This window comes from Thalassoroseus pseudoceratinae (genome assembly GCF_011634775.1).
Classification (GTDB): domain Bacteria; phylum Planctomycetota; class Planctomycetia; order Planctomycetales; family Planctomycetaceae; genus Thalassoroseus; species Thalassoroseus pseudoceratinae.
Window position 1 is genome coordinate 250,339 of sequence record NZ_JAALXT010000004.1, and the last position, 23,842, is coordinate 274,180.

Annotated in this window: 22 protein-coding genes; 4 read left to right on the forward strand and 18 right to left on the reverse strand. The window is 54.8% G+C overall.

Annotated features, from left to right (window positions below):
• Window positions 1–386 precede the first annotated feature (386 nt).
• The 3 genes from G6R38_RS15305 to G6R38_RS15315 all read right to left on the reverse strand — a co-directional run bounded on the left by G6R38_RS15305 (window position 387) and on the right by G6R38_RS15315 (window position 1,649).
• Window positions 387–956 (reverse strand): hypothetical protein, encoded by a 570-nt coding sequence (locus G6R38_RS15305; RefSeq protein ID WP_166827351.1) that lies wholly within the window; start codon window positions 954–956, stop codon window positions 387–389.
• A gap of 86 nt (window positions 957–1,042) precedes the next feature.
• Complete coding sequence (locus G6R38_RS15310; RefSeq protein ID WP_166827353.1) at window positions 1,043–1,207, reverse strand: hypothetical protein; 165 nt, start codon at window positions 1,205–1,207, stop codon at window positions 1,043–1,045.
• A 34-nt stretch (window positions 1,208–1,241) separates the two neighbouring features.
• Window positions 1,242–1,649, reverse strand: coding sequence for a helix-turn-helix domain-containing protein (locus G6R38_RS15315; protein WP_166827356.1), 408 nt, complete (start codon window positions 1,647–1,649; stop codon window positions 1,242–1,244).
• Window positions 1,650–2,018: 369 nt separating this feature from the next.
• On the opposite strand from G6R38_RS15315, the gene G6R38_RS15320 reads away from it, so the two are divergent.
• Window positions 2,019–2,282, forward strand: coding sequence for a hypothetical protein (locus G6R38_RS15320; protein WP_166827359.1), 264 nt, complete (start codon window positions 2,019–2,021; stop codon window positions 2,280–2,282).
• Between the two features lie 47 nt (window positions 2,283–2,329).
• On the opposite strand, the gene G6R38_RS15325 is transcribed toward G6R38_RS15320, so the two are convergent.
• On the reverse strand, window positions 2,330–2,476 hold the full coding sequence (locus tag G6R38_RS15325; RefSeq protein ID WP_166827362.1) for a hypothetical protein: 147 nt from the start codon (window positions 2,474–2,476) through the stop codon (window positions 2,330–2,332).
• A gap of 662 nt (window positions 2,477–3,138) precedes the next feature.
• Between G6R38_RS15325 and G6R38_RS15330 the strand changes: the two genes are divergently transcribed.
• Window positions 3,139–4,731 (forward strand): SulP family inorganic anion transporter, encoded by a 1,593-nt coding sequence (locus tag G6R38_RS15330; protein ID WP_166827365.1) that lies wholly within the window; start codon window positions 3,139–3,141, stop codon window positions 4,729–4,731.
• Window positions 4,732–4,747: 16 nt separating this feature from the next.
• On the opposite strand, the gene G6R38_RS15335 is transcribed toward G6R38_RS15330, so the two are convergent.
• From G6R38_RS15335 to G6R38_RS15350, 4 genes are all read right to left on the reverse strand, one after another.
• A complete protein-coding gene (locus G6R38_RS15335) occupies window positions 4,748–5,170 on the reverse strand; it encodes a hypothetical protein (protein ID WP_166827368.1) in 423 nt (140 codons plus the stop codon).
• Between the two features lie 41 nt (window positions 5,171–5,211).
• On the reverse strand, window positions 5,212–6,522 hold the full coding sequence (locus G6R38_RS15340) for a DUF58 domain-containing protein (RefSeq protein ID WP_166827371.1): 1,311 nt from the start codon (window positions 6,520–6,522) through the stop codon (window positions 5,212–5,214).
• 86 nt (window positions 6,523–6,608) lie between these two features.
• The gene (locus G6R38_RS15345) at window positions 6,609–7,568 is read right to left on the reverse strand and encodes an AAA family ATPase (RefSeq protein ID WP_166827374.1); all 960 of its coding nucleotides are present in this window, start codon (window positions 7,566–7,568) and stop codon (window positions 6,609–6,611) included.
• A 179-nt stretch (window positions 7,569–7,747) separates the two neighbouring features.
• Window positions 7,748–8,074: an FHA domain-containing protein gene (locus G6R38_RS15350; RefSeq protein ID WP_166827377.1), complete on the reverse strand. Its 327-nt coding sequence runs from the start codon at window positions 8,072–8,074 to the stop codon at window positions 7,748–7,750.
• Between the two features lie 529 nt (window positions 8,075–8,603).
• On the opposite strand from G6R38_RS15350, the gene G6R38_RS15355 reads away from it, so the two are divergent.
• Entirely contained in the window at window positions 8,604–8,951 is a 348-nt protein-coding gene (locus G6R38_RS15355; protein ID WP_166827380.1) for a hypothetical protein, read from the forward strand.
• Here G6R38_RS15355 and G6R38_RS15360 read toward each other — a convergent pair.
• From G6R38_RS15360 to G6R38_RS15405, 10 genes are all read right to left on the reverse strand, one after another.
• Complete coding sequence (locus G6R38_RS15360) at window positions 8,878–9,897, reverse strand: AAA family ATPase (RefSeq protein WP_166827383.1); 1,020 nt, start codon at window positions 9,895–9,897, stop codon at window positions 8,878–8,880. The two genes, G6R38_RS15355 and G6R38_RS15360, sit on opposite strands and share 74 nt — an antisense overlap.
• A gap of 43 nt (window positions 9,898–9,940) precedes the next feature.
• On the reverse strand, window positions 9,941–13,492 hold the full coding sequence (locus tag G6R38_RS15365; protein WP_166827386.1) for a hypothetical protein: 3,552 nt from the start codon (window positions 13,490–13,492) through the stop codon (window positions 9,941–9,943).
• A gap of 110 nt (window positions 13,493–13,602) precedes the next feature.
• A complete protein-coding gene (locus tag G6R38_RS15370) occupies window positions 13,603–13,869 on the reverse strand; it encodes a hypothetical protein (protein WP_166827390.1) in 267 nt (88 codons plus the stop codon).
• A 2-nt stretch (window positions 13,870–13,871) separates the two neighbouring features.
• Complete coding sequence (locus G6R38_RS15375) at window positions 13,872–16,004, reverse strand: AAA family ATPase (RefSeq protein WP_166827395.1); 2,133 nt, start codon at window positions 16,002–16,004, stop codon at window positions 13,872–13,874.
• Window positions 16,005–16,147: 143 nt separating this feature from the next.
• The gene (locus G6R38_RS15380) at window positions 16,148–16,633 is read right to left on the reverse strand and encodes a hypothetical protein (protein ID WP_166827398.1); all 486 of its coding nucleotides are present in this window, start codon (window positions 16,631–16,633) and stop codon (window positions 16,148–16,150) included.
• 244 nt (window positions 16,634–16,877) lie between these two features.
• Window positions 16,878–17,450: a hypothetical protein gene (locus G6R38_RS15385; protein ID WP_166827401.1), complete on the reverse strand. Its 573-nt coding sequence runs from the start codon at window positions 17,448–17,450 to the stop codon at window positions 16,878–16,880.
• A 47-nt stretch (window positions 17,451–17,497) separates the two neighbouring features.
• Complete coding sequence (locus G6R38_RS15390) at window positions 17,498–18,547, reverse strand: hypothetical protein (RefSeq protein ID WP_166827404.1); 1,050 nt, start codon at window positions 18,545–18,547, stop codon at window positions 17,498–17,500.
• A 94-nt stretch (window positions 18,548–18,641) separates the two neighbouring features.
• Window positions 18,642–19,280, reverse strand: coding sequence for a 4Fe-4S single cluster domain-containing protein (locus tag G6R38_RS15395; RefSeq protein ID WP_166827407.1), 639 nt, complete (start codon window positions 19,278–19,280; stop codon window positions 18,642–18,644).
• 55 nt (window positions 19,281–19,335) lie between these two features.
• Window positions 19,336–20,490, reverse strand: a complete 1,155-nt coding sequence (locus G6R38_RS15400; RefSeq protein ID WP_166827410.1) for an acyltransferase family protein — start codon at window positions 20,488–20,490, stop codon at window positions 19,336–19,338.
• A gap of 286 nt (window positions 20,491–20,776) precedes the next feature.
• Window positions 20,777–21,373 carry an HNH endonuclease gene (locus G6R38_RS15405; protein WP_166827414.1) on the reverse strand — a complete coding sequence of 199 codons (597 nt, stop codon included), beginning with the start codon at window positions 21,371–21,373 and terminating at the stop codon, window positions 20,777–20,779.
• Between the two features lie 638 nt (window positions 21,374–22,011).
• On the opposite strand from G6R38_RS15405, the gene G6R38_RS15410 reads away from it, so the two are divergent.
• Window positions 22,012–23,766 carry a M48 family metalloprotease gene (locus tag G6R38_RS15410; protein ID WP_166827417.1) on the forward strand — a complete coding sequence of 585 codons (1,755 nt, stop codon included), beginning with the start codon at window positions 22,012–22,014 and terminating at the stop codon, window positions 23,764–23,766.
• Window positions 23,767–23,842: the final 76 nt, after the last annotated feature.

The following is a 23,842-nucleotide window of genomic DNA, read 5'->3' on the forward strand; positions in this document are numbered from 1 at the left end:
GCGCGTACCAAGAGCCGCCCCGATTGTTGTCACACACGCGCAGGGACGGCTCCTGTAATCCCACGTTGGGGATGTGGTCGGTGAATTGGCTCCAGCGTGTGTGACGCGTACTATTCTGCGGGCGGTTGGGACGGTGTTCAAGTATTCCAAGTGAAAGAATCTGGTTTCTTTGAAGACACCGCGCGGTCGTGCTGGTTGCGTTGCGAAGAGTGACCAACCAGATGCATGTTTCGGATTGCGGTCTTAGCTCATCCCAACATGAGGAACGGGGAGCGGCGGGACCTTTGCCACTCCCCGGAGGAACCCCGAACTTTGGGGATGCGCGGAATATCGAATCAGAAGGGAGTCCGGTCAATACGCGATGTGCGGACTATGAATTGGCAGGATCAAACACCGGCTGCTGCTGCGCGTTGTCGCAACTTCTGCATTTGCTCTTTGATCCGCTTCATGGCGGTTGCGTTCTCGCGGACCTGGTCGGCCCGGTCGTTCGACGTGCTCGCTTCCAGCCTGGCTGCCAAGACTTCCGGGTGCCCGACGATCATTGCTTGCGTGATCTTGCCCGGTACGTTCGCGGTCGCAGCGGCATCGATAAAACCGATGCCAACCAAACGCTGGCGCACATCGGCTTGCAATTCTTCGGCACGCGCGAACGCGGCGGAACGAGCGGTGGAGCCTTCTTTCTGCTCGGCTTCGTAGTAGGCTTGCAGGTCGATCCGGAGTTCAAGTTCTTCTTTGAGAATGTCGAAGAACATGCTCTGAGGCATGTCCGCTAAGAAGATACCTTCACTCGACACGACTTCAATCGGTGTTTCGGTCATCTGGCGTTCTGCTTCGTCCCAACCGTCGCGATGGGTTTGCAGTTGCTCGATCCGTTTCACGAGTTCGGCGCGAGTTTTGGCGGTCGGTTTCGAGTGCCAGGGCATTTCGGGTGGCTGCGGGATGCGTGTCCATTGCATCGGGGGTTCCTCCATGATGGTTGGGTGAAAGAGCGGAACGGCAACCGATGGGTTACACGCTCCGCAGTTGAGCTTCGGTTCGGCAGTTACTTCTTCTTCTTTGGGCGGCGGTTCGGCAACTCCATGCTGGCAGCAAACGCTGCCTCTCCGGTGTTTAACCCGGCCATCTGGAACCTGCGTGCGCGGGCTCCAAATTTCGCTTCGCTCAATTTGCGTCGGCGACGCGAATGAGCATTCCTGTCGGTCTTCATGCTGGTTTTTCCTTCTAGCGGTTCACGATTGATGCTACCCAACATCGGGCGGCGGCGTTTCGGTTGATATGGTTTCGGCGAACAACTGCTTGGCCAACTCGCAGCCGGCTTCGGTCAATCGGACGTGTGTCGTCCGGAACCGGCGTTCGGTTGAGCAACAATTTACACGACGCAACAGACCGTCGGCTTCGAGGCGTTTCAACGTTCGGCTAAACGAAACCGTTTCCGAGTGACTCGGCGGTCGATTCAACCAGTCAGCCAGATCGTAGCGAATCCCGAACCGTCGGTGGTCGCGCATCGAAAATCCGGCTTGCTGAATCTCCCGGAATTCTCGCGTGACTCGGCAAACCTCCACCCATCGCTTCGGAATGACTGCAGCTCGTGCTTGAACCGCAACCAAAACGAGCTTGGCGTTCTCGCTGAGTTTCTGCCGCGTTTGCATTTTTTTTCGTCCCGGTCGGTTGATAAAGAAAGACAGTTACACACTGCGACGCCCACGGCTGGGCGAAACGATTTCGATTCAAAAAGTAGTACCTATGGGGGGCTGTGTTGACTTGAGCTGGCTCGATGAGTGTGTGATAGCTATTGCCCTCTATATATAGGCGGGGATGGGTACCTCGCTCATCGATCGAGTCGTGCAGCTTGATGAAATGGGCAGCTAGTGTGGTTTGGGTAAGACCATTCGCGACGCCACAAAAGTCGTGTTTCCGCGGTTCGGACGAGCGACTACCATTGCTTTGGACCAGCGGCTCAACACATCGAAGTCCAGGTCAGTACGGCAATTACCGTCACGGCAGCACAGGTCGAGCTTATGAGCCTGATCACACAATCACGCGAAGAGCGAGTCGCAGAACGGGACGACTGGCTTGAACAGTTCCGAATTGAATTTCTTCGGGAAGCGCGGGTACTTGGCGAAGACGGCGACCAACTATTTTCGATCCTCGTGCTGCGTACGATCTCGGAGCAACCCTGGCGTTCAATCGCTCGTTGCTTCCAACTGCACAAAAACACGGTGCAACGAAAATACGCGGCGGCGGCCACGATTGCACAGCAGATGGGTTGGCAGGACTTATGACCCCGGTGGAGATTTCGGGGTTGGTGTGCATATCCGACGCACGGGAACTACGGGCCTGTCGGATCGGCGGCGCTGACCATCGCAAGTATTCCGGCTTTGATCGCATCCGGCAGTTCCGACCATGCGGAAACTACGCGGGAGAGGTCGGGATCCGTGGGCAGGGCGTCGTGGCAAGCTTTTGTACAAGAACTCACCGGCGGTTCTTCTAAGTGTTTGTCGTCAGTCACTTTGGGGAATTTCGCCTTCGGAATCATAATCCGCGTGTCGGGGGTTCGAGTCCCTCCACCGCTACCTTTTCTTTAGCTAATGCGAATTGCGGACGGCTCAGACCTGCGTTGTCAGGGTTTGAGCCGTTTTTCTTTTGGAAGTTGCTCTCTTGGGGCACTTCCTCGTTTTCCATAGGTCGTGTGGTCAGACTGCGTGAAAACGCATGAAGCTTTGAGAAATTCACGCTCTTAACGGTGGTGTGGATGTCCTTCGTTCAGTTTTTCGCAAAACTTAACGTGACATTCCGTCCCAGACCCGCTATTCTCTCAGTCCTCGCCCGGATTCCGACCAAACTCTGTAACTCACCAATATGTTTCGACGTGACTAAGCTCTCACCACCGTGATGCTCTCATCCATTGCACCCGGAATGGTCATCTCAAAATACGCACCACCAACGATGGTTTGGTCGGTTGTTTAGCGTGTTTCCAGATTGGTCGTCCTGGCACCGCTGTCATCATTGCTGATTCTCTTGCCTTAGCGCTCACGATCGCGAAATCAGTGTTCGCCGATTTGTAGTTTCGTGGAAGTCCTGTTCATACGCTGACGGTGCGCGTCGTTGGCCTACTCTCTTGTTGGAAGTTGTTGTTCGATGTTTGATTTGTCTGCAGCCCGCCAAGCGGGTGTCAAAGATGAAATTCTGTCCGGCCTGACCGTGGCGTTGGCGTTGGTGCCGGAAGCCGTTGCCTTTGCATTGATCGCCGGGGTTTCACCGTTAACCGGTCTCTACGCAGCCTTCACCGTTGGTTTGATTACTTCGATTTTCGGCGGCCGGCCCGGCATGATCTCTGGTGCCACGGGGGCGATGGCTGTTGTGGTGGTCACATTGGTGAAAGATCACGGTGTCGATTACCTGTTCCCGGCCGTGGTATTGGCCGGGCTCATTCAGATTTGCGTTGGTCTTGCACGTCTTGGGAAGTTTGTGCGTCTGGTGCCACACTCCGTGATGCTCGGCTTTGTCAACGGATTAGCCATTGTGATCTTCATGGCTCAACTCCCGAACTTTCAGGTCACAACGGCTGTTGTTAGTGAAAGCGGTCAAACGGTCGCGACGGAGACATCTTGGATGACGGGAACTCCACTGGTGATTATGCTGAGTCTGGTCGGTCTCACAATGCTGATCATCTACGGATTGCCACGCATCACGCGGGCCATTCCCGCATCGCTTGCGGCGATTCTCTCCGTATCGCTGATTGCCGGATTTGCACTGCCAATGTTCGGATTGGAAACGCCCACCGTGCGTGACTTGGCTGGCTCCATCAAAGGTGGTTTTCCCAAGTTTCAGTTCCCAAGTGGCGACATGACATGGGCTACTCTGTTCAGCCAAGAGACATTGCTCCTTATTCTTCCGTACTCGTTGATTCTTGCCGGTGTTGGCCTGATTGAATCATTGATGACGCTCACCCTGATCGACGAAATCACCGAAACCCGCGGGCGTGGCAATCGGGAGTGTATCGGGCAGGGGATGGCGAACGTGGTCACGGGTATGTTTGGCGGGATGGGCGGATGTGCCATGATTGGTCAAAGCCTGATTAACGTCAATTCCGGTGGTCGGCGGCGACTGTCCGGCATTGTGGCGGCGGTCTTCTTGCTGATGTTCGTGATGTTTCTTTCTCCGCTCATCGAGCGAATCCCAATGGCCGCGCTTGTCGGTGTGATGTTCGCCGTGGCAATCGGAACCTTTGAATGGGCGACTGTTCGCACGTGGCGAAAGATTCCCGCGAGTGACGTCCTCGTGACGGTGATCGTGACAGGCGTGACCGTGTTTGCCCATAACCTCGCCTTGGCAGTATTGATTGGCGTGATTGTTTCGGCTCTTGTTTTCGCCTGGCAGCATGCCACACATTTGAGTGCAGCCGTCCAAACGACCGACAACGGTGCGAAACAATACCAGTTGCACGGCCCGTTGTTCTTCGCATCAGTCGCGAGTTTTCGTGACTTGTTCGACCCCGCCAATGACCCTGAGGAAGTTATCATCGACTTCTATTTTACGCGGGTCTACGACCAATCGGCACTCGAAGCCATTCACGCGGTTGCCGAACGATATGACCGAATGAACAAACGATTGCGGCTACAACATCTCAGCCCGGAATGCCGCACACTCTTGCAACGCGTGCAGAAGTTCATCGAGGTCAACATCTCCGAAGATCCGCACTATCACGTTTCAACCGATCAAGCGATTTGACCTCTATCGCTCATCACTAGTTTCGCGTTTGATCCGCGTTGGACTCAATGCTTTGGCATCGGTATAGCGATCGGATCAATACGCGACCTGTTTCGAGTGGTTTCGTCCCACCTGGAAACGCATGCTCGTTGAGTTCGCTGGTCCTCACATGACGGAACGACCTACGTTTGTCATTAGAATAGTCCCAAAGATCTTCGGGAACGAGCCGACCGTCGACCTCAACGACTTCCCAAGTAAACCAGAACATATCCGCGTCTTCAGGATTCTTCAGGAGGGCGACAGGCGTTCCATCGATCAAGACAAACCATTCATCAAACTCATCCACAGCAGGTTCAGGTGAATCGGGCTTCTTATTCCTCCACTCATCAAAGAGGATGCATAAGAATATTAAGACGAGTTCGAATGCCACTGCCGTCAAGATTTGCATTGGTATCGGCATCACGATGCCCCAGCCCGATACACGTTGATGTCTAGTGAACTCTACAACAAGTGTCTCGCTTTGATGTCGAGGTATTGATTGATGAGGCTCGAGGAGAGGTCTTCGGGTAGACAGTCGACGACCTTTAGACCAGCATGCTCGAGCCGAGCGACTTGCTGCGTTTGGGCGGCGATCATTTCGGCGGCAGCGGCAATCTGAAAGGCTTCCACACCGGTTTCCGGCTGGGTATCGAGGCGTTCATAGAGCGGAACGTTTCGCAGGAACGCACCGAGCACAAGATGCGGTGTTTTTAGTTGCCGCAGTGCCGTTGCAACCGATTTCATGTGGACCTCGTCGAGCGAATGCGTCAACAGAACAACTAATGCACGACGACGGTGACGCAACCGAAGTTGCTGAACCATCTGCGTGTAATCGGTGGCGTCGAGTGTCGGCGTGAGATCGTAGGTTTGCCGGACAAGTGATTGAATCGCCGTCGCTCCTCGCAAGAGCGGCACCCAACGATCCGGCTTGCGTCCGCAAACCAGCATGCCGACCGAATCGCCTTGTCGAAGAGCCACGTAACTCAGCAGAATCGCGGCATTCAACGCTCGATCGAAGTGCGTGATGCCTTCAGACTCGTTGCACATGGAACGGCCGCTATCGAGCAGAAAAATGATCGTCTGATTCTTCTCGACAACGTACTCACGGCTGATCAACTCCCGTTGCTTGGAAGTTGCTTTCCAATCGATCGTGCGGTATTCGTCGCCACGACGGTACTCGCGAAGCCGATCGAAATCAGTCCCACGACCACGCAACCGGGACAATCGCACCCCCGCTTGCGAAAGTCGGTTTTGTCTCGCGAGAAGTTCCACGCCGTGGACCGCGCGGATGTCTGGGAAGATTCGCACCGTTTGTGGGAGTTGGCGTTCTTCTTGGATCGTCCACAATCGGAGTTGACTGCGAAGCCGCAAAAACACCGAGCCAAAGTGATTCGGGCCGCGACGATGCGGACGGATATGGTAAACAACGCTCTGCGTGCGTTCGGAACGCAAGCGCACGGAGAACGGCAGATCAATGGTGTCACATGGAGCAGGGGGCTCGTCGTGAACTTCGAGGAAGACCGAAAAGCGATTGGAATTCCGAAACCACAATGTCACCGCGTTGGTCGCCCCTACGCTGAAGACTTCGGCCGCCTCACGCTCAACGGTAATGCGATTCAACCGAGGCGAGATCAATAAATCGATCACCGCAACGGCGAGGACCGACATCGTCAATAGCACGCCCGCTGAGATCAACACGGGCTTGAAAATTCCCACAACCAGCGGCACCCCCGCGATCGCGAACAAGGCCAATAAGAATCCGCGGGGCATCATGGGAGTTGTCCGTCGCTGGTGATGAGCCGTCGAGATTCGTTGACCACACACATCTGACAACGGATGACGAACGACAATCTACAAACTTATTGCCTTGGCGCTTCCACACTGTCCAGAATTTCTTGGATCACATCATCCACGCCGACGCCCTCGATTTCTACATCGGGTCGGAGTCGCAAACGATGTCGCAGAACCCAGGGCGCGAGTTGTTTGATGTCGTCGGGAACCACGAAATCTCGTCCACGGCAAGCCGCAAGCGCGCGCCCCGCGATGAGCATGTTCACACCGGCTCGCGGGCTTGCACCGACTTCGACAGCATGCCAACGCCGTGTGCGACTGACCAAAGCAGTGATGTATCGAATGATCGACGGTTCAACAATCACCTCACGACAGACGGACTGCACTTCGGGAATGTCGCTGGCTTGGAGGACGGTCGTCACGTCGAACAGATCCAAGTTGCGTGTGTCGCGTCCGGCAGCGTAGTGGCCGAGAATGTCGGCTTCTTGGTCCTCGCTGGGGTAATCAACCAAGAGCTTGAACATGAAGCGATCCAACTGGGCTTCCGGCAGTGGATACGTTCCTTCTTGCTCCAAGGGGTTCTGAGTGGAAATCGTGATGAAAGGCGGTTCCAAACGGTATGTTGTCCCATCGACCGTGACTTGTCGTTCCTGCATCGCTTCGAGCAATGCGGACTGCGTTTTCGCCGGCGCACGGTTGATTTCATCCGCCAGCAGCAGATTTGTGAAAATCGGCCCGCGGTTGAAATGGAACTCGCCCGAATTCATCTCGTAGACCGAATGCCCGGTAATGTCGGATGGCATCAGGTCCGGAGTGAACTGGATTCGGCAGAATTCGCAGGACAACACACGACTCAAGGTGTTGACGAGCAGCGTCTTCCCAAGACCGGGCACGCCTTCGATCAGGATGTTGCCTTCGCAAAACAATCCAACCAAGGTCGCTTCGATCAATTCATCTTGGCCGACCATGACCTTGCCCACTTCGGCCAACGCGCGGTCGAAGATGGTTTCAATCTGTCCAATATGCATCGGCCAACCAAGTGGGTTTGTTGTCAGGTTTTCGTTGTGGGCGTTCTCGCCAGCTCTGACGCTCGATGGCGTTATACCCACAGACTTCGTGGGATTCCCGTTTGCTTCGAGTGTGAGAAGTCGCACTCGAGTGCACGCGAATCCAACTGTTACCTTTTACCCACAACAAACCACCCAAATCAACCGTGATAGAGGATGTCGCGAGGACGTTGCACTGTGAGGCGTTCGTAGGAAATTACGAACTCAACCTCTCCCAGCCGCAACCGATCGCCGGGCAACAAGGGGGCTTCACAAACTTTCTGATCGTTGACGAAGGTTCCCCCCATCGATTCCAAGTCACGGACACGCAGGGTGTCGTCTTCGATGGCCATTTCGCAGTGATGTCCGTCTAAGGCATCGCCGATGTGTTCGGCGTCGTCGGAACTTCCGAGGACGGCCGGAAAGCGATCAAGGACCACACGCTGAAATTGACGGGAGCCGTTCTGTCGATACAAGCGGACGCGCATAGGTACAAATGAAGAGTCAGAGGTATCGGACTAGAGCGCTATGGAAATGGTTTCCTCAGGCGTTTTCGTGTGGGGATCCTAAAAACGGCTGAGCAGCTCTTCGACCTCAATGTGGTATCAGCAATCCGTTTCTTGACCATTTCATAGAGGGGATAGACCTCAGCAAAACACAATTTCTCAGGGAATTCAACGGCAGATTCGGCGTTTACGGGGAATTTCCCGATTTTACCCTCCGATTGTCTCCTACGAGTTGACCCTAACCAACATTAGTTCACATTGACGATCGGTCAACACCGTTTGGAACATCGACGGTTTCGCTTCGCGAGAGTGTATCTAATACGGATTTCTTGCAAGATTCGTTGAGAACAGACGCCTTTACGGAATGAACCTGGCCACCCATAGCCACCAATAAATTTGTTGATGTGACTCCCCAGCCACCAATTCGACTGATTTCACTTTGAGCTTTGGTCGATGGTATGACACAGAAGATTAGTCGGAGTACGCACCGAATCGATTTGGGCCATACCAAATGAGAGTCGCTCTTTCCTTCAATCTGTTCCTCCTTGCCTGTCCATTGCTGACGGGGTGCCAGTTGCATTCCGTTGGGCACGATGCTCTCCAGGCACACGCGGAGGTTGAAGACAGCTACGCCGATGTCGTAGATGCGATCGGGCAACTCAGTCCCGTGGCCCGTCCTTGGCACGACGAAGACCGGTTGGCTTACTACTCGCGTCCGAAGTACCTGCGGACGGCGGCGGCGGAAGTGGATCACGCCTATGTGGTAGAACCGCCGGAATCTTCGCTCACAGCCCCAACAGCGTCGGCACCTTCTCCCGTAACAGGGCCATCTCCTGGTGTGTTTCACCCAGGTAGGTAAGAAGTTGGAGATCGTCGCGATTGACGGTTCCACCATGCATCAGCCATGCCCGCACACGAAGTAACTTATAGAGCTTGACCAACTTGCGATCGCTGATGAACAGCCGGTCCTCCCGAACGAGCGTTTTCACGAGCCGTTGATATTCCCGAAAGACATCGTCCGGGAAAAACAATTGGCGGTCGTTCCGCGGTTCGCCTTGGCTGGCATGCTCTCGCTGACCAAATAGGTAAGTCAGATACCGCCCGGCCTTCAGAATGTCTTCCAGCGTCGCGTGCCCTTCCATCCATGGGCGTTGATTGAGTGAACGATGCACTTCAGCGTCCAAGCCGGCATCGATCAACGCGGTGAAGTGGTCATCCGCGACGGATAGACTTTCCGCCTTCAACACGAAACGGTCTTTGAGGGCCGACAACTCACCATGCTCTGGAACCTCGTTGGTCGCGGCGAACAGGATTCGCAAATTGACCGGCTGCGGTTTCCCGTCTTGGTAGAACTTCTTCTCGTTGATGATGGTCAACAAGATATTCAAAATCGCCGAGTTCGATTTGAAAATCTCGTCCAAGAATGCCAGCCGAGCCGTTGGCAACTTGCCTTGTTCACGCCGGATGTACCGCCCCTCGCGGAGCTTGTTGATGTCGATCGGTCCGACGATTTCACTTGGCTCGGTGAACCGGGTGAGCATGTACTCGAAATAATCGTCTTCCGGCAAACCGATTGCATCCTTGAACTTCAAGATTAAATCGCTCTTCGCCGTTCCAGGCGGACCGACGATGAGCAACGGTTCCTGAGCGACGGCGGAAACCACCATCAGATCGATCAACGATTGCTTCTGAACCAGAAACCGTCCCAAACTGGTCCGCAACCGATTGAGTCGCCCGCGAATTTCTTCGGCTTGGTCGCGAAGTTCTTCAAAGGTCCAATCTTCCGTCGACGCTGCTGTGCTCATGGTGTTCCGTGAAGTCGGAGATGCAAAGTTCTATCGGGCTGACTCAAATTCCAGCAACATTACGGGCGTGTTCCACATCGTGATGAATGCGGCGGCGAATGAAGTATTCATGCTCTTCTAGCAACTGTCGACCTTTGCGGTCGAGCGTGAAGTCATCACTAATCATTGCCAGCACGACGGTTTCGACAACGTCCAGCAGGGCGGGGGAATAGTACCGTTCACACGCATCCATAGCCCCACGGATCATGTTGCCGCCAGCTTTTGGTTGTGCAATTTGATCAAGCTTGTCAAACACTTCCTCGAATCGCGGCAATGCGAATTCGACCGGGGCTTGTTCCAAAGTGGCCAGATACACACGAAGTAAGCCCAACCGTTCCAATGGCTTGAGAGTCTTTTGCTGGAACAGAAACTCACAAACCTCGTTGACGGTTGCTTTGGCATCATCATGCTGGCCGAGGTAAAACCGACCAGCGGCGACATTCAACATCAGAAAATGCCGACGCTTCGTGTTGATCAATTCGCGTTCAGCGTCGGCTGCATCTGCGTTTGCCACTGAACCCGTCTTGGCGGTTTTCGACCGGCTTCGCGATTTTGTGGTTTCTTCGGTTTGATCGAATTGGTTCGCTTTGACCAACCGTTCGATTTGGTCGAGCATCTCGGCAACTTCCGAACGCATCCCCAATTTTCGCAACCCGTGAACCGCTCGTTTGATGAGTGCACCGAAGGTTTCCGCCGTCTCGGATCGACTGGCCTTTTCGAACAACACATGAAGCCGATTCCAGAACGTCTGGACTGGACCGCTGAGCCCAAAGTGGGCGGCCACCTCGATGGATTGTTCCAGAAGCACGGCTTGCTGGTTGGCATCCACGAGCTCGTCGAGTGTCGGCAACACCCGATCCAGCAACTCCCGCGCGTGCGACTCCCCCAATCGCGGTGCGAATTCGAGAGCCGATGTCAGAAGCACTTTGCCACCGAGCGGGTCAAAATCGATAGGGGCGGTGTTACCATGCTCGTCGAGCAGGTCGAGTAGTTTCGTCGCCAACGCATCCCGATCGTTGAGATCGATTAACTGTTCCAATTGGCTCGCGAGTCCGGACTCAGACGAGGTTTGATTCCCTTGGTAGAACCGTGCCCAAGCGTTGACCTGCTCGTGCGGATGCAAAATTCTCGATTGCCGCCGTAGCTTGTTCAAATAATAACCGGCTTCGCGGCGAGACTTCTTCTCCGCCACCGACAGGCCATCGGTCGGTTCAAAGAACGTGAGCAACTCTTCCGAGAGACGATTACCAGCAGCTTGCCCGTCCAAGGCCTGTTCGATGCGTTGCCCAAACGCGTCTGCCACCCACTGGTGAACCACATCCGGTTGGTCTCCGGTGTTGAGCAAGTCCTCCCGCACGGTGTGAAGCAACTCCCGAGCTTCATCGCTGCGGTTCATTCGAGCCAAACCGTAAGCGGTGATGAGATTTGCATACGCCGCCGTCTTAGCATTTTTCAGTGTTGGACGGGTTTCGCTTTCTTCCTCGACCCAATGGCGGATTTTCGGTTGCAATTCGACAAGTCTCTGGCCGATGGTTCGATATCGGTCGCCGGTCCGGTTGCTGGTTGACCGCAGGAATGCGGGCAGGTCAAGTTCGGGGGTCAATCCTTGTGCGTAAAGCCGTTCCAAAATTCGGTCGCGTGCCCGAGCCAAGGCCAAGACATCGTTGTCGGCAAGTTGTGAAAACGAAAGCCAAGCCAGCCATGCCACGCGGATCGGCAGCAACGATTCCGAACGCTCCAAGACGGTTTGCACACGCGGCAAATTCTCGGCATTGTCGATTCCCGATCCCGAACTCGCCGCTGCAATCAGATGAGCCGCCAATAGGTTGACTTCGCTCGGGCTCAATCGGTTTTTGGCGACCAGGGCTTCGAAGTCATCACCGCCGACGGCCGGCTCGCCACTCGACTTCGTTTCCAGATCGAACCAAGCATCGGCCACCTCTGCCGACACGGATGGTTCATCCCAGACCGCGTTCGCCCAGCAGAGTGCTGCATCGGTATTTTGTGACAATCCGGCGTAAGTCGCGGCCAACTCCTGCCACAACTCTCGCCGTTCGGGAGAATCGAATTCCGCGTCCGAATCGTGAAATGCCTGTCGTAGTTCCTGAAGACGAACCTCCAACTCCGACGGTTTCACCACTCTCCGAGTCCGACGAGAACTCTTCGGACTGGCTGTCGGAGCCGGCACCGCCACGGCCTTTTTCACGCTTTCCGATTTCTGAGATGGCCGCCGCTCTTTCGTTTCCGTCGATGCCGAACCTTGCGATTGTTGCTCCGGTTCGCTGCGAGTCGGAGCGGCATCGCGTTCCGATCGCCCATCGCCACACACGAACTTTTCGAAGTCGAACTGCATCGACTGCGTCCATTCCTCTAGTGCTTTCCGGTCGTTATCCAATACGTAATCGACCCAATCCGCGAGCGGACGGAACGCCGAATCCGAAAGGCTCTGCGGTTGAAATGAAGAATCGTCCGTCGGCATCAACCAGGTGATTTCCGCGGAATCGTTCGCAAGCAGATTCTTGACAGCGTCTCGACGTAAGGGGGGATGAATTCGCCGACCAACCGGCACGAACAGGTTCGGCAACTTCAAATACGGTCGGCAAGCCACTCCGTCCAGGACCAAAACCGGCGGCCCCGAACTTCCGGGACGTGCCCGCACAACAACCGTTCGCGATCTATCTGCAGATTCCAAATCCCCGACGGCAAACGCCAACCGGGAAATCAACCGATCGTCCGAATTCCGAACCAGATCGTCGAGTTGTTCGGCTCCCTTTTCCGTCAACACCCAAAGTTCCGCAGCATCGTCGGCGTGCCCGTTCACCAATTGCAGCGAGACGTTCAAACGGTCGTCGAGGTCAGCGGCCGAAAGCGATTGCGGGTCGGTCGGCAAATGCAGATCGAGCAGCTCGTAGATATCACGAAACCGACCTTCATCAAGCGTTGTCCATGAACCGTCCGCAGCGATCAACACCACCTGACCGTTCGGTGCCATCACCTGCGAAGCCAACGGGTGCCGATATCCGAACTCCACCCAAACCCGAGAGCCGGTTTCCACAAACGCCCGCGGACGAGAATCCGACTCGGATTCATCCTCCAACGCCCGCAACAACGAGTAATACGGCGGACCGACAACATGCAGTAACGCCACTTCGCCGCCAGCGGCCTTCACCCGCCGAAAACCCTGACGATCGTTTCCCAACCGCAACATCTCCGTGGCAATGTCGGCCAACTGCGTTGGGTCCGGCAGTAGAAACAAGACAGGCGTGCGATCTGCGAGTTGCGGTGCGGTAGCCGTTGCTTCCGCTGGAATGACCTCTGGCCAACACGACACGCTTTCGGGCGAACCACCCGATCCGCGAAAACTCTTTCGCTCGAGAATTCCCAGTTCCTTTAGAGCGTTCGCGTCGAAATTGGCATCGTCATCAAGCGGACGCACCCAAACCCGACCGTCATCGGCAGTTGCTGTTTCCGCCGGTTGCGTGCTGACCTCTGGCGGGATGACGCCGGACGTCAACGCTAGCGAAAGCACATCGAGATTCGGAAACAAAAGGATCATGAGCGACGAGTCGGATCAGTCTTGCAGGTTCAAACATATCACCGAAGCGATAGTATAGAAGCTCGCGACCGCTTCGCCCACTCTGCTCGGTTCCGCTGGAAACAAAACCGTCAGGCTCCCTCGGAGTGTTCTTCCCGATTCGCAGCCGGAGAGCCGATCGGGATTTCGGGAATATCGACTTCTTCCTCACGTTCGACGATCAATTTCCCCGCTTCGCCTTCGGAAAGCAAACCGCCTTCGATCAGCCGATCAACCAATTGCCGATGCATCTGCTCGTGTTCGTGCGGCAGCGAATCCGCATCGGATTCCAGCGTGACCACAATGTCCTTCTTGTTCGTTTTGGGATCGACCCGCAGCGTGATGGTCATTTCAGCCATGTTTATTGTTCGCTCTTTTCTTCGCTCGGAATGTCGCGACCGGTGATCTCGCCCAGCGTTTTTGCGTCGATCACTTTCTTCTCCAACAGCAAGTCCCGCAAGGTCTCAACGAGTGTTTGATTCTCTTTCAGGAAATCGGAAGCCCGTGAACATGCCTCCGCCAGGAGTGTTTTCACGCTGTCATCGAGGCGTTCAAGTTGCGTTGGCGACAGTGACCGATACCGCCCCGGAAAGCGTTCGTCGTCTGACTCATACCGCACAATTCCAACGTCATCGCCGCCCATGCCGAACTCTTCGACGAGTGCCCTCGCGATTTGAGTAGCACGCCGAAGATCATCCGCCGAACCAATCGAAAGATCATCACACAGCAGTCGTTCGGCTTCGCGACCACCCATCAGAATACATAGGTCATCGAGCAGTTGCCCACGTGTGACAACGTATTTGTTGGTCGGGTCTTGATACTTGACGAATCCGAGCGCCCCGGCGGCATCGCCTTGGATCGAAATTCGCTCAATCGGCGTCGCATGCTCGCAAAACAGCGAACAAATTGCATGACCCGCTTCGTGCGTGGCGACCACGGTTTCCTCGCGTTTGGTCATTTGTGGACGGTCGATCCACTCGGTGAGTGCCCGTTCGATGTCTTCGGGTGACGTTGGTCGGTCGATGTCCTCTCGCAAGCGAATCCGCGCGAGTGCCCGACAGAGTGCATTGATATGGTCGCCACTAAAGCGTGTGCCCAGGACCGCTCCCTCGACGAAATCGCCGGTGCGTTTGACGGCGTATTCCAGCGTGGTGTCGGTCATGTCGAGATTCATCGAGCGATTATAAATCTCCAAAATCGCCCGACGATCATCACGACCGGGATAGGGGATGTGCAGATGAAACTCAAACCGCCCCGGTCGCAAGAGAGCCGGATCGAGACTTTCCACAAAGTTTGTTGTGCCAACTACGAACACGAGTTCTTCGGAGTGGAACCCGTCCATCTCGGTCAGCAACTGGTTGACCATCGAGTGTTCCACCCCCGAACCCGTGTAAGTCCCGCGAGCGGCGGCGAAGGAATCGAGTTCGTCGAACACAATAATCGATGGGGCACTTTGCCGAGCGCGATGGAAGATCAACCGCAGGTTTTCTTCACTCTCGCCAACCCATCGACTTTTGAGTTCCGGTCCGGAGACGACCGTAATCGCCGCCCCCAGTGCCGTTGCCATGCCCTTTGCGAACAGCGTTTTCCCCGTTCCCGGCGGTCCCCAGAAAATCATGCCTCGCGGGATCAGCGATTCCATCTTTTTGATTTGGTCGGGATCGGTCTGTTTGTCCTTGGCTTGCAGGACATCCAGAATCTCGGCCCGCAACCGTTTCTTGACTTTCGCATAGCCGCCGACGTCGTCTTCGAGATCGACGTTCGGAACTTCCAAAGTCCCGCCGAGCGTGGCTTGTCGAACTTGCTCGATGGCGTGTCGCGGGTTGTTCGGGTAGTCCTCACCTTCCAGCGTCGAAAGCATCTTCCGCAACCGGGCAGCGTTCATGCCGGAGACGTGTTTATACAGTGCCCACGGATTGAAATCCTTGCCGAACTTACGGGCCTCCTTTTGCGTGATGAGATGCTGCAATCGCTCGCGACCGATGCCGAGCAAGCTGTACCGCTTCGGAAAGAGATTCTCGATCACTTGCGGCAACGGAAACGACGGATCTTTGAACCCCAGCCAAACGAGTTCCGGATTTTCGTAGAGCAGGGGAATGACTTCACGTGCTTCCGATGTGAGCCCGCCTTGACTCGTCGTGAGCAAATCCAAGTGAGGCAACACAACGACACGTTTCTCGACCGCACCGCGAACGGCGTTTCGCAATTGCGAGATCAACGTGCCCACAAACGACGGCGGCCCCATCGCCCCGGCTGACTCATTCGGATTCGGTCGCCCGTCGAGAAACAAACATTTGAGATCATGTTCTCTTAGTCTTCCTCGTACCGACATAAACACAAAGGGAGCCAAGTCCTTCTCACACTCCACCAACGCCGGCAACCCCCGCACCAAGTCCCCCGCCATCCCCGCGAGTTCATGCGGATAAGCGAGATCCACCGCTTGTGGCGTTGAAAGCTCTTGTGGTAGTGATGATTCAGGAACTAGTGTCGACATGAAAACTCTATCTTTCAGGGCAGTCTCTTAATTCAGCATCGTAGGTCAGGCTGTGCCTGACATCGCATCAGGAATCGTCAGGCACAGCCTGACCTACTTCAATTGCTTTAGCCAACAGTTCGCGTATTTCCCACCACCGAGGATCATTGAAAGACGGACGCCCTGACCGGGTCTTCAATCGCGCCGAGCAATCGCCGCGCGAACTCCGTAAGCTCATCGATATCAAAATTGTGAGGATCATATATTGTTTCTAGACTTTCGAAATACTCGAACTCCTTTTTAAGATACAGGCGATTCGCCAAAGCTAGGACTTCTCGATCTCCACAAGAAACCTCTAAATAGTTTCCAAGTCCTTGCTCCACCGCTATTTCGAGCGCTTTCTCCAGATTGTGGTTTAGTTTCTTGCAATCATTGCGATTGAATCCTACTGAGCGCAAAAACGCCTTGAATGAGAGTTCAATGGAATGACAAACGAGATAATAAGGTATCGGCGAAAAGCGATTCTTAGGCGGTGCAAACGCATCCGCAGCAGCAAGGAAGTCCGTAGCATAATGCCGCGACCAGTACCCATCGACTCGCATCACCGCTTCATCCGGTTGAATCACGACATTAACACGCTTCTCGTCCATACTACATCTTGCCCTGTTTGTGCCTTACTCTTGAAACTGCTAGAAAACGCTTTGTCGCAGGCTAAGACTTGTCCCAAAATATGACTACGAAGCATGCGGTTCAGCTTGCAATATTGCAGAGTTAACGAGCAATGCATGCTTGCGGATCACTGTTTAGGTGCTCACTTGTAGGGTGCGTAACGCTTCGCTGCACGCACCCTACGACTGACAACTGCCCCCCCACCACTGACAACCCACAAAACAATCAAACCTCTAACACAATCGTCAAGGAGCCGCTTTCGCGGTCTTCGGTGAGTTCTTTGATTTGACCGAGTTGGCTTGCTTTTTCTTTTAATGCATCGGCGGTGACGCGGTTGACGGCTTGGTCGAGGTCGCCTTTGAGGTCTCGCAACTCGGCTTCCAAACGGTCGGTGAGTTCCTTTTGCAATTGGCGTTCTTGTTGGTCGGCTTGACGGTTCATGTCGTCGACGGCTTGTTCCCGCAGCGAGGCTTCGACGTTCTCACGGGTTTGAGCACCCCAATCATCGTAGACGTTGCCGGACTTCTCGGCTTCCAACGTGACTTCATTCTCGGATTCAATGCGAGCCGTCACCGTGGCGGTTTTCGGATCGACTTCCACAACCACGCCGTTCTGTTCGCGTTTGAGCACGTCGCCATCGCGTTCGAAGCCGAGGTTCACCAACTCGGCTTCCAACAACTCGGCCATGCGTTCGGCCGGTAGGATTTCGAGCAGTTCGAGTTGTGTACTGACATGGTCGCTGGCGCGGATGACCCGTTGCAGCGATTCGCTGACTTGAATGCGGTAGGCACGACTCATGAATTCATCCTTTGAATGAGCTTTCGGATTGGACCGGAGCGAATTGCTCAGTTTGCGATATCCGCCTGCGACGCCAACCGACGCGAACGAGCGGTGACGGTGTCGCCGTCGAGTTGTTCCCAATCCAACTTCCAATGCTGGGCGATTTCGTATTCTTCATCATAATAACCGATGCTGCGGGCCCAGTCGTTCCAATTCATCAACCGCTCCGCGAGCGTGAATGTTCCAAACGCCTGCTGATACAATTCCGCACGCTCGGCCATGCGAAAATCGTCGAGGTTGACCTTTTCCAACCACGGCGTTCGAGCGGTTTCGTCATCGGGCAGAAGCTGATTCCAAACATCGAACAAGAAGCGAACTAAATCCCGACGCTGAAGTTTTTCGACCGCCGTGAGATACTCATTCAGCAAATTCCGGTGGAACCGTGACGCAATCAATAACTGAGCCGGTGAACGAATTTCGCGTTTCGCTTGCTCCGTCATGATCCACGAACCAGCCAGACGCGATTGCATCACTTCCAAGATGGCCAAGCCGGCCTCGTCGGTGAGCCAAGGTTCCATGTCGGCCGATTGTTTCGGTGGAGCATCGAGGAAATCACGGGCATGAAGCAACTGAACGAGCAGATTCTCCCGCATGACCGGCCAAGTCTGCAACTCCTTGCCCAACCCGGACTCGTGAAAAGCGTCGTAGATGGCAAAGTGCAGCCAGCGATCACCAAGTGTGAGGCTTTTCAGCGGACGCTTGCGGAAAAATGGATGACCGGCGGAGAATGTTGTCATCCCGATGAGAAATTCAACGGTTCTGGATGAGAAACTCAGTCCCAATCGGTCGCTCGATGTGCGTTCCCAGAGTCGGCCGGTCGCTGAGCGTTCGCCCCGCAGGAAGCGTTCGCGTCGCCAACCGCCCAAACGAGCCAGTGTCGACACCGTGCCTTTCGCGAGGATATCTTCGATCACGACAATGGCATCGCGGCCCAGACATTTCGGAGCATCCATGTCCCGCAGAACGTTTTTCACCGCCCGCTCCGTCGTCCCCCGTCCGAAGACGGCCTGCAAGATTTGCAGCAAGCTGTTTTCAAACCGATTGACGACACGCATGCGAATGCCAGAAGTTCGAGGATGGTTGGCGGAACGTCGAGGATAGCAAACGACACGGAAACTTGCATTTGCCAGACCTGTTCACTCAGCAGGTTCAGCTTTCTGACGAAGGTTTGATTCGCCGCCAGACTCCGACTGCCGATGGGGCGGGAAAACCATTGACGGTCACTTGTCCATTCTGCAAACGAATTTCGAGCGTGTCGGATTCATCCCAAGAGGCGGAGTCCGGATGGTACCGCTCGGTCAGGAAGTGAATTTGCTGGTTTTGTGAGCCGATCCAACGTCGGGTAGTATCCGGTTGGTCGCGGAGATACGGCCCGTCGACGAGCAAGTCCGTCTCGGCGAGTAGTTCCTGCACGTGAGCTTCGGGCCGAGCTTTCAATTCATTCAGAGTGAAGCCGGTGAAGATCATCACGCTGCCGCCATGATCGCGAACCCCGCCCGCAAAGACCTCGACACCCGGATGCGAAAAAGGTTCGCCTCCGAGCAAGGTGACGCCTTCAATATGCGGATTCGCTTCGACCGCGTGGCGGAATTGCGTCAGAAGCTCTGAGACGCCGACCGAATGACCGCCGGAAAAGGGGAGCATTTCGGGGTTGCAACAGCCGGGACAACGGAGCGGGCACCCCTGCAACCACACCGCAAACCGATGCCCGGGACCTTCCGCCTGCGTATCGGCGACGATTTGTGCAACTTGGAGGATAAACGACGATGAGTTCGATGTTTCCGACATGCGGGTATTGTATGACCGCTGTCAAACACGAGACAAGAGCCGGAATCAAGGAAAGCTACTCGGATTGACTGTAGGAGAAATGCCGTTTGAGGCTCAACATGGGACGTTCAACAAGAAGATAGAGGATTGCCGAAACGAGTCCACTCAACGAAACCGTCACCGCAAACAGAACGAACCATGCGGGTAAACCCGAGTTCTTTGATGCTAGTAACAGCTCTTCTCGATATCCCCTCAGAGCGATATAAAAAATGATGTAGTGGCAGACATATAGACCATAACTCAGCTTCGCGACAGGGCGGAAGATCCTCCAGGAAAGAAACCGTACGGGAACGGAGTTGGGATGGCTAATCAGAAACCGCAGTAACGCCGGAAATACAAGGGCGAAGAAACTCGTCAATAAACATGCAGCGAATTTATGAATGCCAGGGAGGTTCTCCAACCCTCGCAAATGCATCAAGGCGAGCAGAACGAGTAGGCCGACCCCGGTGAGCAAACTGTGTAACAACCGTGTATTGACGGCTGCCGGGTTGCGAACCATCCAAGCCACAAGTCCGCCGCCGAGCAGTGCGTCGACTCGTAATGGCGTGGCGGTATAGATAGGAAAACTATGAATACATGAACTAAAGTATAGATTATATTTCCAAGCCATCGATGCACAGATTCCAACCAAACAAATGGTGCCTAGATGTCTAACAGGTATAGTGAAGACCACAAGTGGCCATAGCAAGTAAAACTGCTCTTCAACGGCTAGGGACCAAAAATGATTGATTGTAGCAGGGTATACAAACTGATTGATCTCCCAGATATACCAATTGAACGTGTAGGTCCAACACCAGGGTTCGGCCTGTTGGGGGGTAATTGGGGTGGTGTGAATAAACTGAGGCAAGACCCAAAAAACAACGACCAGCCAAAAGTAATACAGGGGGAACACACGCAGCGTACGGCGTGCGAGGAAAGTCGACCAGCGTTTGGAGTCATCGCGAGTATCTAGCAAGATTCCAGTAATAAGGAACCCCGAAAGAACAAAAAAGAGATCGACGCCGCACCACATTAACCCAACGATCCACGACAACCAAGCCGTAGCACCATCTGTCGGGACCGCCAAGCAGTGGAACAAGAGTACAAAGCCGATGGCAATCGCTCGGAGACCATCGAGTTCCGGTTGATAGATCGCAGACTTCCGCGAACTAGGATGAACATCACTCGTCATTTGCTAGGCCTCCCGGCGAACAAGCAAGCCCGTGGAACTGCAAAACAGACCGCTGAACGCTATGAGTTTTGGTTCGCAAATGCGAGACAATCGCGGACGATAGAAACAGTAAAGATGATTCGAGTGGATCCTGCATAGCGATCATTTTAAGACCGCAAGACAGGCAGACACAAGCGGCAAATTACCGAAGACAATGATTAACGAGCAACTCAAGCCGAGCGACCAGAGCCAAACGCTAGGATTCGTGTTTGGCTCTGGTCTCTGGTGACTCGACTCTGAACTCAACTTAGTCCTGAAGTTCCACGTTCCAGTACGCTTCGCTGATGAATTTGCTCCAACTGTCGATTCGTTCGCCTCGGGTGGCGTAGAATGGTCGCCAGTTGGGGCGGACGGGTTTCTTCAGCAATGGCATCCCGGCTTGATGGGGAGTCATGTTCGCTTTGCGACTATTACAGTCCACACAGGCGAGCACGCAGTTTTCCCAACTCGACGTTCCACCCTCGGATCGGGGGAGAACGTGGTCGATCGTGAGTTCTTCTTTGCCCGGTTGTTCGCCGCAATATTGGCAGGTAAACCGGTCGCGTTTGAAGATGTTTCGACGGCTAAAAGTGACTGTATTCGTCGGAACACGATCGTACCGCGTGAGCGAAATCACCTCCGGCACACGGAGTCGCGAGCTGACGGTCCGCACGACCGGTTCGTCATCTTGCGGAGCGAGTTTCGCCCAATCACTCCAACTGTAAAGCTGATAGTCTTGCGGATCGACAATTCGAGCCGTTCCGTTCCAGACCATCACTAGAGATCGCGAGACCGTCGCCACGCCCACCGGTTGCCAGTTCCGGTTCAGCATCAACGTCGGTCGTTGCAACACCGCCGAGACCATCACGTCCTCCTGGAATTTCACCGAGTTGTTGACCGCTCGGTGTCCGAGTCGGTTCGGTGACCTCAAGGAAATTGACCAAATATGTTTTGGGAATTGCCCGCTCACAACATTTCGGTCGTTGCCCTCAGACGTTTGCCGAAGGGGAAAACCTCAAACTGTGAGTGTTTTGGTCAATCCACAAAAAAACCCGATGCCGAGACGACACCGGGGTCCTATCATGCGGACTGGCCGCTGGACACAATACTCGTCTGCAATCGCCCCGGACACACACCGTAGTCCCGCGTTCGTTTCAGAACGCTGGTTCCCAACGGAGTGGGTCGCAAGAGAGAGATCGCAGATCGTCTTGTCATCGTCGTCTTGGTATGGTTTGCAGGTGTAGACCCGTCTCGCACCGGGAAGGTTCGCGACAGATGTTTAACGCATCCTAGCGAAACGATCGGGAAATTACGCCTTCGGAATTGCGAATTCTTATTCATATATTGTTGACGCGATGACGTCGGTCGGCAAGTCCACGAGGACATTCGAATGATAAATTCAACGCCACGAGAGAATTTCTCTGTCCACGACTTTCGACTTTTCGACATACCAAGGGATACAATCCCACCAGTTCATCGAGTCGGTGGAAAAAGGGAGTTGGTATGAGAACCGTGCTGTTAATGGCTCTAATCGGCCTCGTCGTCACACCGTCGGCTTGGTCGGCAACGCCGATCTTCATGGCGTATTCGAACGAGCAACGAGCAGAGATCGACCTGCAAATAAATGCCGGTCAGCCAAACGAGTCTGGAGCAAAACCGTTCTACGGAGGCTTGGCCGGCTGGGCACTGGTGAAAACGCCGTTCCCGCTGGAAAAACAATTCGAAGAAGCATCTCGGCAACACAAATTGATTCTGAAACGGTCCAGCGTTGTCCCCACGCCACTAATGGCCCAAGCAACGCTCGAACGGCTCGCTGATGAATTGCCATCGACATGGGCCGACCACGATTATGCGTTGATTGTCGTCGACCGTCCCGGTTGGCACGCATGGACGGTCGGCGGACGTTGGTTGTACATTTCTCAGGATTACCTGTCGGCGTTGACGATCGAACCCGAGGCAGCCGAATCCCGATTGGCTTTTGTGCTGGCACGGGAACTTGGACACATGGTCCGCGGGCACTGTCGTCGTGGCTACAAGCTTTTTGCACTTCAGAAGCAAGCCGAATCCAAGATCAAAGTGTCCGTCGATCGGGTTGCCCTGGCTCGATCGGCTCAGGCAGCGGTCAAAATGGCGGGCGGTCTGCTGGAATTCGTGTACTCCGCACAACAGATTCGGCAGGCGGATTTGTTTGCACTTCACCTCCTCCGCAACTCGGGCTACGACTGCGAAGCGGGATTGGATGTCGTCCGCACATGGGTTGCCATCGCGGAAGACAAGGAATCCGATCTGGCGGCCAACGCTCTGCCGACGACTCCGCCCCCCACCGAACGTTTGCGTCACCTCCGCCATGAGTGGGATGGCGTTTACGAAGACACCCAGTATGGACTGTTTCGCTACAATGCGAGGAAAGAAACCTGGAAACCGTTGACGCCGAAATCCTTGCCGGCGGGAAGCCGCCCGATTGTGCTCGTACATGGCATGGAGACGCGGTTGGAGACCTGGAATGCTGTGCTCGCCAAGGTCGCGAGCGATCCAAACCTTCAAAACCGTCCGATTTTGGGTCTGCACTATCCTGGTGACGGCAGTTTGACACGAGCGGCTCACGCACTCCGACGGCTGACAAGGGAAGTCGAAATCCACATTGGTCGAGCGGACTTCCTCTGTCATTCCGCCGGCGGTCTGGTGTTTCGTTACTACGCGGAAGTGCTGGAAGGACCGTACCGGAATGCGTTGCTGGTGGCGACGCCGCATCAGGGGTCGAACCTCGCGAAATTGCGACCGCTTTTGGAAGTTGCTCAGTTCGCCCGTGATCTACGGTTGGGATACTCCGAGGCCCTCCGCCGCACCATCCTTGATGGCGAAGACCAAATCAGTTTTGACCTGGAACCCGAAAGCCTGTTCCTACGCTACTTGACTGAGCAGGGCGGTGATCACACACGTTACACCGTTGTGCGGGGACGCGTTCTCGGACCGCTCGCATCGTTCGCCGTGAGCACAGCCGCCGACCAAATGCGAACCCGCATTATCCGCACATTGACGAAATCGAACACCGACAATCCACGGCAATCCCAACGAAACGCCACCATCGAGCAACTCACGCTCCCCCCGGAAATCCTCGACGGTGACCTTCTCGTCGCCACCCAAAGCGCGATTCTCGCCGGCGTGCGGGAAGACGTTACATTGAAATTCAGCCACGACGATCTCATCCACAAACCGGAAGCCGTGGAAATCCTCGTGGAGTTGTTAAACGGTGGGTAAGTTGTTGGAATCCGTCCGCATCACAGTCGGCATTCCCATCAGCTGGGACGAGTGAAGTATGACCTCTTGATCACGA

Coding starts and splice junctions, on each gene's coding strand:
- G6R38_RS15405 (WP_166827414.1), bottom strand. CDS start 21,373: ATGGTCTCGGCGGTGTTGCAACGACCGACGTTGATGCTGAACCGGAAC.
- G6R38_RS15355 (WP_166827380.1), top strand. CDS start 8,604: ATGAGAGTCGCTCTTTCCTTCAATCTGTTCCTCCTTGCCTGTCCATTG.
- G6R38_RS15400 (WP_166827410.1), bottom strand. CDS start 20,490: ATGACGAGTGATGTTCATCCTAGTTCGCGGAAGTCTGCGATCTATCAA.
- G6R38_RS15370 (WP_166827390.1), bottom strand. CDS start 13,869: ATGGCTGAAATGACCATCACGCTGCGGGTCGATCCCAAAACGAACAAG.
- G6R38_RS15365 (WP_166827386.1), bottom strand. CDS start 13,492: ATGATCCTTTTGTTTCCGAATCTCGATGTGCTTTCGCTAGCGTTGACG.
- G6R38_RS15390 (WP_166827404.1), bottom strand. CDS start 18,547: ATGCGTGTCGTCAATCGGTTTGAAAACAGCTTGCTGCAAATCTTGCAG.
- G6R38_RS15330 (WP_166827365.1), top strand. CDS start 3,139: ATGTTTGATTTGTCTGCAGCCCGCCAAGCGGGTGTCAAAGATGAAATT.
- G6R38_RS15340 (WP_166827371.1), bottom strand. CDS start 6,522: ATGATGCCCCGCGGATTCTTATTGGCCTTGTTCGCGATCGCGGGGGTG.
- G6R38_RS15410 (WP_166827417.1), top strand. CDS start 22,012: ATGAGAACCGTGCTGTTAATGGCTCTAATCGGCCTCGTCGTCACACCG.
- G6R38_RS15335 (WP_166827368.1), bottom strand. CDS start 5,170: ATGCCGATACCAATGCAAATCTTGACGGCAGTGGCATTCGAACTCGTC.
- G6R38_RS15320 (WP_166827359.1), top strand. CDS start 2,019: ATGAGCCTGATCACACAATCACGCGAAGAGCGAGTCGCAGAACGGGAC.
- G6R38_RS15305 (WP_166827351.1), bottom strand. CDS start 956: ATGCAATGGACACGCATCCCGCAGCCACCCGAAATGCCCTGGCACTCG.
- G6R38_RS15395 (WP_166827407.1), bottom strand. CDS start 19,280: ATGTCGGAAACATCGAACTCATCGTCGTTTATCCTCCAAGTTGCACAA.
- G6R38_RS15360 (WP_166827383.1), bottom strand. CDS start 9,897: ATGAGCACAGCAGCGTCGACGGAAGATTGGACCTTTGAAGAACTTCGC.
- G6R38_RS15375 (WP_166827395.1), bottom strand. CDS start 16,004: ATGTCGACACTAGTTCCTGAATCATCACTACCACAAGAGCTTTCAACG.
- G6R38_RS15315 (WP_166827356.1), bottom strand. CDS start 1,649: ATGCAAACGCGGCAGAAACTCAGCGAGAACGCCAAGCTCGTTTTGGTT.
- G6R38_RS15310 (WP_166827353.1), bottom strand. CDS start 1,207: ATGAAGACCGACAGGAATGCTCATTCGCGTCGCCGACGCAAATTGAGC.
- G6R38_RS15380 (WP_166827398.1), bottom strand. CDS start 16,633: ATGGACGAGAAGCGTGTTAATGTCGTGATTCAACCGGATGAAGCGGTG.
- G6R38_RS15345 (WP_166827374.1), bottom strand. CDS start 7,568: ATGCATATTGGACAGATTGAAACCATCTTCGACCGCGCGTTGGCCGAA.
- G6R38_RS15350 (WP_166827377.1), bottom strand. CDS start 8,074: ATGCGCGTCCGCTTGTATCGACAGAACGGCTCCCGTCAATTTCAGCGT.
- G6R38_RS15385 (WP_166827401.1), bottom strand. CDS start 17,450: ATGAGTCGTGCCTACCGCATTCAAGTCAGCGAATCGCTGCAACGGGTC.